We start from the raw sequence: 13,500 nt of genomic DNA on the forward strand, positions 1-13,500 counted from the left end.
CTGCCTCTGTGCTCTGCTTCTTATGTGGAGGGTGTGTTAGCTTTATAAACAAGGGGTTAGTTAATTGTTCGAGGGCCGCAAGCATGTTCTTAAAGTTATAAAAAATAAACCAATACACAGAAGCACCCGGCAACCCTATAGACATTATACAGGTGTCATGAGAAATCTAGCGCACTAAAGCCTACGTTTTTAACCCTAGAGAATTGAAAAGCTTATCCCATTTCTTCATTACTTCTCCAATTTCGAACCTTTTAACATTAAGCCTTCCTCTTTGCCCCATCTCCATTCGCATAATTGGTTTCTCAATCAAGCTACAAATAGCCTCGGCAAAAGAAGCTTTATCATTGAGCTTGATAAGAAAGCCATCTCCTTCATCATGTATTATATTCCTAGGCCCATATGGGGAATCATAACTAACTACAGGTAATTCATTCCGCATAGCTTCCAATATTGCCATGGAAAAACTTTCTGTTCTTGAAGTTAGAGCAAATATAGAAGCCTTGGCCAACTCTAGTTCTACCTCGTTTGTGATACCAGTTAAATAGACAGCATCTTCTAAAGCTAGCTCAGTTATTTTATTCTTCAATTTCAGTAACTGAGATCCTTCTCCAACTATCTTTAATTTCCATTCAGGATGAACTTTATATACCTCGAAAAAGATTTCAATCAAATGATCATACTGTTTTATAGGCGTAAGCCTTCCAATTGAAATAATAACTTTTTCCCGGCTTTGAAAGAAACTACTTTCAGTTGCTTCTAATTTTATTGGGTTGGGTATTTCTACACTTTTGCCTTCTGGCCCAAACTTAATTTCATCTTTGTTAAGTGCTACATATGCATCATAGAATGTCAAAAAACACCTTTTGAAATTTTCATATATACTCCTAATGGATAGGGATACAGGAGTACATAAAGGTTCATATTTCGACAGATGCTCTTCTTTTATAGACTTCGTGGCTTTTCGTAAGAACGGAAACAAAAAGTACTCCAAGCCGCAATTGGCAACAAGCACCACATCAGGCTTAGAATTGTTGATAAACTGGAACAGCCTTATGAAGTGGAGCGGCAGTAATGACAAATTATAAAACGACCTTAAAGATCCCTTCGACTTATAAGGTATATCTAAATCAATTAATTTTACTGTTCTTTCGAGGGTATAAAAGGGTGCCCTTCCTCTTTGAGCGTAAGTAGCAATTTCAACCAAATACCCTCTTTGAACCCACGCATTAGCCTTATCAGTTAGCACCCGCTCCAAACCTCCCGCAACGGCAATTTGATTTGTGTAATACACTATTTTCATGAGTGTATAAGGTTTTGGAAGTTATTTTTGCAAAATGCTTTTTGAAGGACTATTTAATCAACAATAAAAATCTATAGTTCATGCCTCACTAATACATGAACCTGCAAGCACACCTGTGTATAATACTCTTAGCAGATTTCCTTCCCAGTTGCATTGATAAAGATAAGTATAGCAGCAGAGATCTAAAAGTAAGATCTTTCGTATTATAACTCCTAATTCCGCACCGCAATCATAAGCCCCAACTCCTTGTACCGCATACCAAATTTCTTAGCAATATGGCCGTTGGTGAGGCTGCCTTTGTAGATGTAGACGCCGCTGCGGTAGTGCTCGTTCATGAACAGTACTTCGTTGATGCCACCATACTTGGAGTACTCGGTGAAGATGGGGGTAAAGATGTTACTAAGGGCCTGTGAGGCCGTACGGGGCACCCTGGATGGGATGTTGGGTACGCAGTAGTGGATGATGTCATACTTGCGGTAGGTGGGGCGGGAATGCGAGGTGATTTCTGATGTCTCGAAACAACCGCCTTGGTCAATGCATACGTCGATGATGATGGAGCCGGGGCTCATCTGGGCCACTACGCCTTCTTCCACCACGCACGTAATCTGCCCTTCCTCCGAAACAAAAGCGCCTATCACCACATCGGCCTGCTTAATTTCACTGTACATCACTGCTTTGTCAAGAGTGGACGTGAAAATCTGAGAGCCGACGTTGTGCTTCAGGCGACGCAGTTTATAGATGTGGTTGTCAAAAACACGTACCTCTGCTCCCATACCCAAGGCTGCCCGGGCGGCATATTCGGCCACAGTGCCAGCGCCAAGTATAACTACTTTGGTAGGAGCCACACCCGTGATACCTCCAAGTATAATTCCTTTGCCTTCGTTGCTGCTGCTCAAGTATTCTGCGGCTACCAGCATCACAGTACTACCGGCAATTTCGCTCATAGCACGCACTACTGGCTTCGCCTCGGATTTGTCGCGCAGCAGCTCGAACGAGATGGCGTTAATCTTTTTGCGCAGCAGCGCGTTGATGTAGTCGGATGTCAGGTTGCCAAAGTGAAGGGCGGAAATCAGCGTCTGGCCGGGGCGCAGGTACTCGATCTCGTCGTAGGTGGGTGGAGCGATCTTCAGGATAATGTCAGCCTCGTATACTTCGTCGGTGGCGTACACTATTTTGGCGCCTGCCTCGGAATATTCGTGGTCGGAGTATTTAGAGGGACTGCCGGCTCCTGTCTCTATGCGGATCCGATGGCCTTGGTCGGTGAGTTGCTTTACAGCGTCAGGTGTGAGACCTATACGGTTCTCCTGGAACGACGACTCCTTCGGGATGCCAATAAATAAGTTGCGGCGCCTGTCTTCCACCGCCAGCATTGACTCTTTGGGATACAGCGCCTGGCTTGTGGCTATCTTTCCTAACTCTACGGCAAACTTCTCCGTCATACTTCGTTTGTTACAAACTATCCAATATTATTATACTGCTCCATCCGGCATAGCAGACATTCAACTGCGTAAAGTCCCCCTTCGAAGGGGGCAGGGGGATGATTACACCTGCGAATCAGCTACAAAAGCTCTAATCGTGCGCTCCACGTTTGACAAATCCTTCATTACCTCCTCATCTGTAAAACGCAGTACTGTAAACCCTAAGTTAGACAGTACTTCATCCCGTTCCTGGTCTTCTACTGTTTTGAAATTATGTGAATAGCCATCTACCTCTATTATCAGCTTCAACTCTTTACACATAAAATCGGCTATATAATTCCCGATTGGTCGCTGACGTAGAAAACCATATCCAGTCTTTCCTTTGCTCAATACTTCGCACCACAACCTGATCCCTGCTTTGGTAGCGTCAGAACGAAGACTTCTGGCAAAAGGCTTTAGGTGCTTGTTGTAAAAATTATTTTGCTCCATTGCGAAAGACAAGCCTAAGTTTTCATCCCCCTACCCCTTTCAAAGGGGGACTTTCTTCTTATATTAATTCTATACTTTGCTTATCCTCACCGTTCTCTCCACGCCGTCCTCTCCTACTTCCAGCTCCAACAAAAGGTAATGTTCAGGCAGCAGGTTTGGGATCATTGAGGGCCATTCGATCAGGCATAGCTTACCAGATTCTAAATACTCGAGCACGCCAATGTCGAGCGCCTCGCGTTCTTCCTGTATCCTATAAAAATCGAAATGGTAAATAAGTTTCCCGGCGGCGCCTTCGTACTCGTTTACAAGGGCAAAGGTAGGGCTGCTGACGTTCTCCTGCACGCCCAACTGCCGGCAAAGTTCTTTGATTAGCGTTGTTTTTCCAGCGCCCATCTGCCCTTCAAACAATATGACAGGTGCTGTGACAGCCTCCCTTAGAAGCACAGAAGCCGCCGCTGGCAAATCTTCCAACGACGACATCTTGATTTGTGCTCGTTCAACTCCTGTGCTATACATTCTTCGGTGTTAGCGTTATAAACGGTATGATCACTTCCTCCAGCGATATCCCCCCATGCTGGAAGGTATCTTTGTAGTAGTTCACATAATAGTTAAAGTTATTCGGATAGGCGAAGAAGTAGTCCTCTATCGCAAATACAAACGTAGTGGAAACGTTGGCTTTAGGCAAGAAAAATCGCTCAGGTTTCGGCACCGTGAACACATCTTTGTCGGTATAGCCCAGGTTCTTGCCGTGCTTGTAGCGCAGGTTGGTGTTGGTGTTGCGGTCTCCGATGATTTTAAAGGGCTTTTTCACACGTATGGTACCGTGATCGGTGGTGATGATGAGCTTGCCTTTTTTATCCGCAATGGCCTTCAGCGTATCAAACAAAGGCGAGTGCAGGAACCACGATTTGGTAATAGAGCGGTACGCTGATTCGTCCGGGGCCAACTCGCGCACCATATTGCTGTCGGTACGGGCATGGGAGAGCATGTCCACGAAGTTATACACGATCACGTTCAGCTTGTTGTTGTCGAGGTTGCTGAACTTGCCGAGCAGGTCCCTTCCGGCGGCCACATTCGTAATTTTATGGTAACTGTGCTTGTCGGCCACCTTGTTCTGCTGAAACTGAATGTCCAGAAAATCGGCTTCGTGCAGGTTCTTGCCTTCTTCCTCGTCATCGCCTACCCACATGTTCGGGTATTTTTTGGCAATTTCAGTTGGCAGCATCCCCGAGAAAATAGCGTTTCGGGCATAAGCCGTGGTGGTGGGAAGTATGGAATAGAACATTTCCTCCGAATCCACGGTGAAGTAGTCCAATATGAGCGGCTCCAATACCTTCCACTGATCGTAGCGCAGGTTGTCGATCAGCAGGAAGTATACGGGGCGCTCTGTTTCCTTCATGATCGGGAACACACGCTTCTTAAACAGCTGGTGCGACATCAGCGGCGCATCCTCGTCCTCGTCGTTTATCCAATCCTCGTAGTTGTCCATGATAAAACGAGCAAAGTTGGAGTTCGCCTCGTCTTTCTGCATGTTGATGACGTCGGCCATACTTTTGTTTTCCGTCTCGTCGATCTCCAGCTCCCAGTACACCAGCTTCTTATAGATATCGGCCCACTCCACCGAGCTTAGGCGCTCGCCAAACGACATGCCCAGCTGCCGGAAGTCACGCTGATAGCTCATATTCGTTTTCTCGCTCACGAGGCGCTTGTTGTCGAGCAACTTCTTTACGGACAGCAATATCTGGTTCGGGTTGAGCGGCTTGATGAGGTAATCGGAGATGCGGGAGCCAATGGCTTCCTCCATAATGTGCTCCTCCTCGCTCTTGGTGATCATGATGACAGGTACGGTGGGGCGTATGTTCTTCAGCTCTGTGAGTGTCTCCAACCCGCTTATTCCGGGCATGTTCTCGTCCAGAAACACGATGTCGAAAATCTTGTCTTTGAACTCCTCAATGGCGTCTGATCCGCTGTTTACTGGGGTAATGTCGTAGCCGCGGTCTTCCAGGAAAAGGATGTGCGGCTTGAGCAGGTCGATCTCATCATCGGCCCATAAAATATTGTATCTTTGCATAGTTTTATACTTAGTTAGCGTAGTTATACACGTTGTAATTCTCTAATAAGTTAGAAGCCGAAGCGTTAAAAGGTTTTTGCAGGTTTAAAGCTGCCGTTTCCTCCATTGCTGCAGAGCGAATAGTGTCATTCTAAAATATATTTCGCTCCTGAACGGCAAACAGTGTGCCTGAAAATTTATCCCTGCTTCAGATTTATACTTACCATACGAAACCCTATTGTTCAGTGAACAAGAAAAAAATATTCAACGACCCTGTCTACGGGTTCATCACGGCCCCAACAGAGCTTACCTTTGATATCATCGAGCACCCTTACTTCCAGCGCCTGCGCCGTATCAAGCAGCTTGGCCTGACGGAAATGGTGTACCCGGGGGCACTGCATACCCGCTTCCACCATGCGTTGGGAGCCATGCACCTGATGGACACGGCCCTGCAAACGCTGCGCAGTAAAAATAACGAAATTAACGATACCGAATTTGAGGCATCGCTTGTCTCTATCCTTTTGCACGATATCGGCCATGGCCCCTTCTCCCATGCCCTGGAGACGGCCATCTTCAAAAATGTACACCACGAGCACCTCTCGCTGCACATCATGCACATGCTTAACGCGCATTTTGACGGAAGATTGAGCCTGGCCATCGATATCTTCAAAGATAACTACGAGCGTCGTTTCTTTCACCAGCTTGTTTCGAGCCAATTGGACGTGGACCGCCTCGACTACCTGAACCGCGACAGCTTCTACACAGGTGTTTACGAGGGCAAGATAGGTGCTGACCGCATCATCAAGATGCTGGATGTGGCCAACGACAAACTGGTGGTGGAAGAAAAGGCCATTTATAGTATAGAGAATTTCCTGGTGAGCCGCCGCCTGATGTACTGGCAGGTATACCTGCACAAAACCGTGATCAGTGCCGAACACATGGTGCTGCGCGTGGTGCAGCGGGCACGGGAGCTGATGCAGAACGGTGTAGACGTACCCGCCAGCCCCTGCCTGCAGTTCTTCCTGGCCTCAGACCTGACGATGGATGATTTTAAAAACGACAAGCGCATACTGGAGCGCTTCGTGTCGCTCGATGACCACGACGTATGGAGCGGCATTAAATTGTGGGCCACGCACCCCGATTTCATACTTTCGTACCTGGCCCAAAGTATCCTGAACCGTAAACTCTTCAAAGTATACATTTCCAGTAACTCCATTGAAGAGGACATGCTGCTGGGCATCAGCGAGCTCGTGCAGGAGAAGTATAAAATATCCGAAGAGGACGTGAAATACCTTATGATCTCGGGCAAAATCAGCAACAACGCTTACGATGTGGAGGGCCAGACCATCGACATGCTCACTAAAACAGGCTACGTGGTGGATGTAGCCGAAGCCTCTGACCTGCCCAACATCCGGGCTCTGAGCTATAAAGTGGAGAAGCACTTCGTTTGTTACCCGAAGGAAGTGGCGCATTAAGGTTACCCCTCCCCAGCCCTCCCCTAAAAACAGGGGAGGGAATTAGGCTGAAGCTCCGTCAGCGGTGGCTATTTGACTGGGGAATTATCAGCAAGAGTAAAACATCCCCTGCCCCCTTCAAAGGGGGACTTGGCATAAGTTGCGGCTAGTTGAACTGATTCCAGTCCTTGGGTGGGGGTAGGGGCCCTCGAAAAAGAGCGACTTTGGAGTTTTTCGGTCCCGCGGGAGCGGGATTGCGAAGCGCAGCGAGCAAAGAAAAGGTCCTAGCGCAATGCCCTTACCGAGGGCCCCTACCCCAGCCGTGAGCGCTCCAAAGTTAGAGGTGAAACAGTAGGTTTCTGGGAGCTGGAGGATAAGCAGCAGCTAGAAGGGATAGCTTAGGTTCAAGTTGCACCTAGCCTAAGCAGTTAAAGGCACAAGCGGACGCTTGCGCCATAGGCCAAACATCCCGCCCATCCATTCACCCCACAAATCCTGATTCAGACAATTTCTGGCTCCTCTCAGCCAAACTATATTCTAAAAATGGATGTGACGGGCGGCAAGATTTTGTTAAGTTTGCACCCCCATAGCATTAGCGTTTTTAAGTTTTTGCTCTAATTTTACAAAATGGAATTTACTGTTCAACAGATAGCTGAACTGCTTCAGGGCACGGTAGAGGGAGATAGTTCTGTCAAGGTCAGCACTTTAGCAAAAATTGAAGAAGCCCAGGCTGGCGCTCTTGCGTTTCTATCGAACCCGAAGTACGAGGCATATCTATACAGCACCAGTGCCAGCGCGGTAATCGTTTCTGACAAACTGGAGCTTAAAAAAGCGACTGCTGCCACGCTCATCCGCGTATCAGATCCCTATTCCAGCTTTTCTACCCTATTACATTACTACCACACCGCCCTACTAGCCTCTAAAACGGGCGTAGAAGAACCTTGCTTCATGGGCCAGGGCAGCCAGATAGGCGAAAACCATTACCGTGGCGCCTTCTCCTACATCGGTGCGAACTGCAAGATTGGGGCAAATGTGCGCATTTTCCCGCAGGTATACATTGGCGACAATGTGCAGATAGGCGACAACACCACCATTTTTGCCGGCGTTAAACTATACACCAACACCGTTGTGGGAAGCAATTGCACCATCCACTCCGGTGCTGTGCTTGGCAGCGACGGCTTTGGCTGGGCGCCACAGCCGGATGGCACGTACAAAGCAGTTCCGCAGATCGGCAACGTTATTCTGGAGGACGATATTTCTATTGGGGCCAATACCGCCATCGACTGCGCCACCATGGGCTCTACGCTTATCCGAAAAGGAACGAAGATCGACAACCTGGTGCAGATCGCGCACAACGTGGAGATCGGTTCTGATACCGTTGTGGCCTCGCAAACAGGCATTTCAGGCTCCACCAGGGTCGGGAACAACTGCGTTATTGCAGGCCAGGTGGGCATTGTAGGGCATATTACCATCGCCAACAAAACCACAGTCGGGGCGCAATCCGGCGTTTCTAAATCCATCAAGCAGGAAGGTACCATCATACAGGGCTCTCCCGCATTCGATTACAAGCAGAACCTACGGGCTATGACGGTTTTCCGAAAACTACCTGATCTTCAGCGCGAAATCGAGCTGTTAAAGGAGAAGGTATAGCGCTACGGGCAGCAAAGTGGAATCCATTAGTTTCTGGATAAAAATTGGCAATAGCTTATATAATATCTTAAGTTTGCAGGGCAAGGGCACCACCCAAGGCATGCTGCAACAATTACAACGGCAGCTCTTTAGCTGCCGCTCCTGTTATTCAAAGGCGAGTATTAAATACGACTACAGATACGTTAATGAACGATAAACAGCACACCATTACAGCTCCGGTAACTGTATCGGGCATTGGGTTGCACACCGGCGTGGTGTCTAATATGACGTTTAAACCGGCAGCCATCAACCACGGGTATAAATTTCAGCGCATTGACTTGCCGGGGCAGCCTATCGTGGCCGCCGATGTGGAGAATGTGGTGGACCTTTCGCGTGGCACGACCATTGAGCAAAATGGTGCCCGCGTAAATACCGTGGAGCATACGCTGGCTGCGCTGGTGGGCCTGCAGATCGATAACGTGCTGATTGAGCTGGATGGTCCTGAGCCTCCGATTATGGACGGTTCGTCCATTGAGTTCGTGAAAGCCCTGCAGAGCATTGGCCTTCAGGAGCAGAACGCTCTCCGCAACTACTTTGAGATTCCCAAAGGCCTTAGTTATATTGATGAGGCACGCGGTGTGGAGATCGCTGCCCTGCCGCTGGACGACTACCGCCTGACGGTAATGGTGGATTATAACTCCCCTGTGTTGGGTAGCCAGCACGCCTCTATCACCGACATCAACCAGTTTGAAAAGGAGATTGCCTCCTGCCGTACGTTTGTGTTTTTGCATGAGCTGGAAATGCTCTACAAGCAGAACCTGATCAAAGGCGGCGACCTGGACAATGCCATCGTGATTGTGGACCGTGTGGTGCAGGACGACGAACTGACGCACCTGTCGGCTTTGCTGAAGAAGCAGAAAGTGGAGGTGAAGAAAGAAGGCATCCTTAACAATACCGAGCTGCGCTTCAAGAACGAACCTGCCCGGCACAAGCTGCTCGACCTGATAGGTGATTTAGCTTTGATTGGCCGCCCGATCAAAGGCCAGATCCTGGCTGCACGCCCGGGCCACGCAGCGAACATTGCTTTCGCCAGAAAGGTGAAAAAGATGATTCATGAGGCTTCTATCAAAAACGTGCCGACGTACGACCCGAAGAAAAAACCGGTGATGGATATCAATCAGATCGCAGCTACCCTGCCGCATCGCTATCCGTTCCTGCTGATAGATAAGATCATCCACCTAGACGAAACCACGGTTACGGGCGTTAAGAACATAACCATGAACGAGCCATTCTTCCAGGGCCACTTCCCGGGCAACCCCGTGCTGCCGGGCGTGATACAGATAGAGGCAATGGCTCAGACAGGCGGTATCCTGGTGCTGAACACCGTAGAAAATCCCGACGATTACTGGACATACTTCCTGGGCATAGATAAGTGCCGCTTTAAGCGCAAAGTGGTTCCGGGTGATACCATAATTTTTAAATGTGAGTTGCTGGCCCCCGTGAAACGCGGCATTGCCAAGATGAGCGGCCAGGCCTTTGTAGCCGGCCAACTGGTAATGGAAGCAGAAATGTCGGCAAGTATAGTAAAGAAAGACGCATGAATCAGCCATTAGCATACGTACACCCAGAGGCTAAAATTGCACAAAATGTAGTGATAGAGCCGTTTGCCACCATTCACAAGAACGTGGAAATCGGCGAAGGCACCTGGATTGGCTCTAATGCCGTGATCATGGAAGGCGCACGCATCGGCAAGAACTGCAAGATCTTCCCGGGTGCGGTGATTTCTTCAATTCCCCAGGATCTGAAGTTTGCCGGTGAGGTAACAACCGCGTTTATTGGTGATAACACTGTGATACGCGAGTTTGTAACCGTAAGCCGCGGCACCATCGACAAGATGCGCACTGTGGTGGGCAGCAACTGCCTGGTGATGGCTTATGCACACGTAGCACACGACTGCACTATAGGTGACAGCTGCATCATTGGCAATGCCGTGCAGATGGCCGGCCATGTGGATGTGGGTGATTTTGCCATTATCAGTGCCACCAGCGCCATTCACCAGTTCGTGAAGGTTGGCTCGCATTCATTTATCTCCGGTGGTTCGCTGGTGTTGAAGGATGTTCCTCCGTTTGTGAAGGCTGCGCGTGAGCCACTTTCCTATGCGGGCATCAACTCCATTGGCTTGCGCCGCAGAGGGTACGTGAGCGAGCAGATCAACGACATTCAGCACGTGTACCGCCTGCTGTTCCTGAACGGCCTGAACAATAGCCAAGCCCTCGACAAGATTGAAGTGGAGCTTTCACCGAGCCGTGAGCGCGACGAGATCATCAACTTCGTTCGTAACTCCGGCCGCGGCATTATAAAAGGGTACTTCGCAAAAGATGCAAATTAACCTAACAGGCTTAGGTAAACGCTACAACTACGAGTGGATTTTCCGGAACCTGACTTACACCTTCAAGTCAGGCACCTCTTATGCCATATTGGGGCATAACGGTTCCGGGAAATCCACTCTTCTAACTATTATTGCCGGGCACAACCTGTCCAGCGAAGGAGAGCTTTCTTACGCCGTAAACGGCAAAACCATTCCACCCGAAGCGGCATACCGCCACTTGTCGCTGACGGCTCCCTACCTGGAACTGATCGAGGAATTTACCTTGCTGGAGATGCTGGACTTTCATACCCGCTTCAAGCCACTGCGCCAGAACCTCTCCACCGAAGCACTCATCGACCGCATGGGCCTTCTGAAATCGAAGCACAAGTATGTAAAGGATTTCTCGTCGGGCATGAAACAGCGCCTGAAGCTTGGGCTGGCTATTTACTCGGACACTTTCCTCCTGCTGCTCGATGAACCCACCACCAACCTGGATCAGGAAGGCGTGGCCTGGTATCAGGAGCATGTGGCGGAAAACAAGGCAGGTCGGCTGATCATCGTCGGCTCCAACATCCAGCACGAGTATGGCTTCTGCGATGAGCAACTGCGCATCTCTGACTATCACGTTGTTCGTTGATCGTTTTTCGTTGCTCGCTTTTCGTATTTCGGGCTATAATAGAATTGATATTTGGCGAAGTGTTCCCCTTTGCTATACTTATACTTCCTTACAGCAAAATTTCAACTTGTGGTAAACAGGAGGCCAGTTTTAAACTGGAGGAAGTATAAACCAGCTTCTGTTGATGTGGCTCGCTGTTGATACACGTTCCCTTGGCTTCGCCCCGAAACACAAAACACGAAAAACGAACGTCAAAAACACTACCAATTTAGCCCGAAGCTGCCTAACTTTGTAAACACACAAAACGCATACTATGGGACGCGCATTTGAATTTAGAAAAGCCCGTAAGTTTAAACGCTGGGATAAAATGTCGAAGGCCTTTACGCGCATCGGCAAAGAGATTGTAATGGCCGTAAAGGAAAGCGGCCCTAGCCCTGATACCAATTCTCGCCTGCGTACGGCCATCCAGAACGCCAAAGGCGTGAACATGCCGAAGGACCGTATTGAGGCGGCCATCAAGCGTGCATCCTCCAAAGAAGAGAAAGATTACGAGGAGATTGTATACGAAGGGTACGCACCGCATGGCATCGCCGTGGTAATTGAATGTGCCACCGATAACCTGAACCGCACCGTAGCCAACGTACGCATGCACTTCTCGAAGGGCGGCGGTTCACTGGGCAAAACCGGCTCGCTCGATTTCATGTTTGACCGCAAAGGCATCTTCAAAATACCGGCGGAGGGCGTGAACCTGGAAGAGCTGGAGTTAGAATTAATTGACTTTGGCGCAGAGGAAATTTACGAGCACGAAGGCGAGATCATCATTGAGACACCTTTCACCGAGTTCGGTAACATGCAGAAGGGCCTGGAGGAAAAGGGTATTGAGGTAGCCAGCGCCGATGTGCAGCGCATTCCTACTACGCGAACCGAATTGACGGAAGAGCAGGAAGAGGAAGTGCTGGGCCTGATTGAACGCTTTGAGGAAGACGACGACGTGCAGGCGGTTTACCACAACATGGCTTAATAATAGAAACAACTCATTTAGTGGCTGCTCATGGCGAAAGTTTGGGCAGCCATTTTTTTTAAAGCTCCCGCAGCTTTTACAACCATATTCTACACTTTATGCTCCTATACATACTCTTTGTAGCTGGTTTTGTACTTCTGATTAAGGGTGCCGATGTATTGGTAGATGGTGCCTCCTCTATCGCCAAACGCTATGGCCTACCCGACATGGTGGTGGGGCTTACGATTGTCTCTTTCGGTACCTCCATGCCGGAGCTGATCGTGAACGTGCTGGCCAGTATACAGGGGCAGCCGGAGTTAGCCATCGGCAACGTGTTTGGCAGCAATGTCGCCAACCTGCTGCTTATACTTGGAGTAACGGCCATCATTTGTCCGCTGCCCATCAAGCGCAACACCATACTTACCGAGATTCCCTTTTCGCTGATCGCTACCCTTTTGGTTGGGTTCCTAGCAAACGCCACGCTGTTTCAGAGCAAAGAAGGCCTGTCAATCGGCCGCCTGGATGGAGCTATCCTGCTGTTCTTTTTCTTCCTGTTTATGGTGTATATCTACAACATCGCCAAGACAAACAAAGACGAGGTACTGCCGGAAACCGATACGCCAATTATGCCCATCGGTAAGTCTGTATTTTACGTGCTGCTGGGCATGGGAGGCTTGTTTTTAGGAGGCAAATGGGTGGTGGATGGCGCCGTAAGTATAGCGCAATACTTTGGCCTGAGTGAATCCTTTATTGGTTTAACGGTGGTGGCCATTGGTACTTCGCTGCCTGAACTCGTTACCTCTGCCATGGCGGCTTACCGCCGCAACATCGACATAGCGGTAGGTAATGTGGTGGGCTCCAACATCTTTAACCTGCTCTGGATCCTGGGCATCAGCGCAATCATAAACCCGCTGCCTTTTGACGTGATGAGCAACTCAGACATCGTAATGATGATTCTTGCCAGCACGCTCCTGATTCTGGCCATGCCAATCGGCAAACGCAACGCCATCGACCGCTGGAACGGTGTGTTCTTCCTGATCGTTTACGTGGCCTACATCGTGTACCTGGTAATGCGGGGATAAGTTTTGGAGTTCTGAGTTACGAATTTTGATAAAATGACTCATACTTGTAGCTCTGAACTCGTGACTCAGAACTAACTACTGAGCGCCTCCGGCG

General features: G+C 49.1%; 12 protein-coding genes. 7 read left to right on the forward strand and 5 right to left on the reverse strand.

Annotated features, from left to right (window positions below):
• Positions 1 to 181 precede the first annotated feature (181 nt).
• From A0W33_RS03170 to porX, 5 genes are all read right to left on the reverse strand, one after another.
• Positions 182 to 1,300 carry a glycosyltransferase family 4 protein gene (locus tag A0W33_RS03170; protein ID WP_068836826.1) on the reverse strand — a complete coding sequence of 373 codons (1,119 nt, stop codon included), beginning with the start codon at positions 1,298 to 1,300 and terminating at the stop codon, positions 182 to 184.
• A gap of 212 nt (positions 1,301 to 1,512) precedes the next feature.
• Complete coding sequence (locus A0W33_RS03175) at positions 1,513 to 2,739, reverse strand: alanine dehydrogenase (protein ID WP_068836827.1); 1,227 nt, start codon at positions 2,737 to 2,739, stop codon at positions 1,513 to 1,515.
• A 102-nt stretch (positions 2,740 to 2,841) separates the two neighbouring features.
• Positions 2,842 to 3,207 (reverse strand): endonuclease domain-containing protein, encoded by a 366-nt coding sequence (locus tag A0W33_RS03180; protein ID WP_068836828.1) that lies wholly within the window; start codon positions 3,205 to 3,207, stop codon positions 2,842 to 2,844.
• Positions 3,208 to 3,276: 69 nt separating this feature from the next.
• On the reverse strand, positions 3,277 to 3,687 hold the full coding sequence (gene tsaE / locus A0W33_RS03185) for a tRNA (adenosine(37)-N6)-threonylcarbamoyltransferase complex ATPase subunit type 1 TsaE (RefSeq protein WP_068839898.1): 411 nt from the start codon (positions 3,685 to 3,687) through the stop codon (positions 3,277 to 3,279).
• 28 nt (positions 3,688 to 3,715) lie between these two features.
• The gene (gene porX / locus A0W33_RS03190) at positions 3,716 to 5,278 is read right to left on the reverse strand and encodes a T9SS response regulator signal transducer PorX (RefSeq protein ID WP_068836829.1); all 1,563 of its coding nucleotides are present in this window, start codon (positions 5,276 to 5,278) and stop codon (positions 3,716 to 3,718) included.
• Between the two features lie 224 nt (positions 5,279 to 5,502).
• On the opposite strand from porX, the gene A0W33_RS03195 reads away from it, so the two are divergent.
• The 7 genes from A0W33_RS03195 (at position 5,503) to A0W33_RS03225 (ending at position 13,406) form a co-directional block, all read left to right on the forward strand.
• Positions 5,503 to 6,732, forward strand: a complete 1,230-nt coding sequence (locus A0W33_RS03195; protein WP_068836830.1) for an HD domain-containing protein — start codon at positions 5,503 to 5,505, stop codon at positions 6,730 to 6,732.
• Positions 6,733 to 7,338: 606 nt separating this feature from the next.
• Positions 7,339 to 8,361, forward strand: coding sequence for a UDP-3-O-(3-hydroxymyristoyl)glucosamine N-acyltransferase (lpxD, locus tag A0W33_RS03200; protein WP_068836831.1), 1,023 nt, complete (start codon positions 7,339 to 7,341; stop codon positions 8,359 to 8,361).
• A gap of 185 nt (positions 8,362 to 8,546) precedes the next feature.
• On the forward strand, positions 8,547 to 9,941 hold the full coding sequence (locus A0W33_RS03205; RefSeq protein ID WP_068836832.1) for a bifunctional UDP-3-O-[3-hydroxymyristoyl] N-acetylglucosamine deacetylase/3-hydroxyacyl-ACP dehydratase: 1,395 nt from the start codon (positions 8,547 to 8,549) through the stop codon (positions 9,939 to 9,941).
• A complete protein-coding gene (gene lpxA / locus A0W33_RS03210; protein WP_068836833.1) occupies positions 9,938 to 10,729 on the forward strand; it encodes an acyl-ACP--UDP-N-acetylglucosamine O-acyltransferase in 792 nt (263 codons plus the stop codon). Before A0W33_RS03205 ends, lpxA begins: the two co-directional genes overlap by 4 nt.
• A complete protein-coding gene (locus A0W33_RS03215; RefSeq protein ID WP_068836834.1) occupies positions 10,719 to 11,345 on the forward strand; it encodes an ABC transporter ATP-binding protein in 627 nt (208 codons plus the stop codon). Before lpxA ends, A0W33_RS03215 begins: the two co-directional genes overlap by 11 nt.
• 292 nt (positions 11,346 to 11,637) lie before the next feature.
• Complete coding sequence (locus A0W33_RS03220) at positions 11,638 to 12,345, forward strand: YebC/PmpR family DNA-binding transcriptional regulator (RefSeq protein ID WP_068836835.1); 708 nt, start codon at positions 11,638 to 11,640, stop codon at positions 12,343 to 12,345.
• Between the two features lie 98 nt (positions 12,346 to 12,443).
• Positions 12,444 to 13,406 (forward strand): calcium/sodium antiporter, encoded by a 963-nt coding sequence (locus A0W33_RS03225; RefSeq protein ID WP_068836836.1) that lies wholly within the window; start codon positions 12,444 to 12,446, stop codon positions 13,404 to 13,406.
• Positions 13,407 to 13,500: the final 94 nt, after the last annotated feature.

Source organism: Pontibacter akesuensis (genome assembly GCF_001611675.1).
GTDB classification, from domain to species: domain Bacteria; phylum Bacteroidota; class Bacteroidia; order Cytophagales; family Hymenobacteraceae; genus Pontibacter; species Pontibacter akesuensis.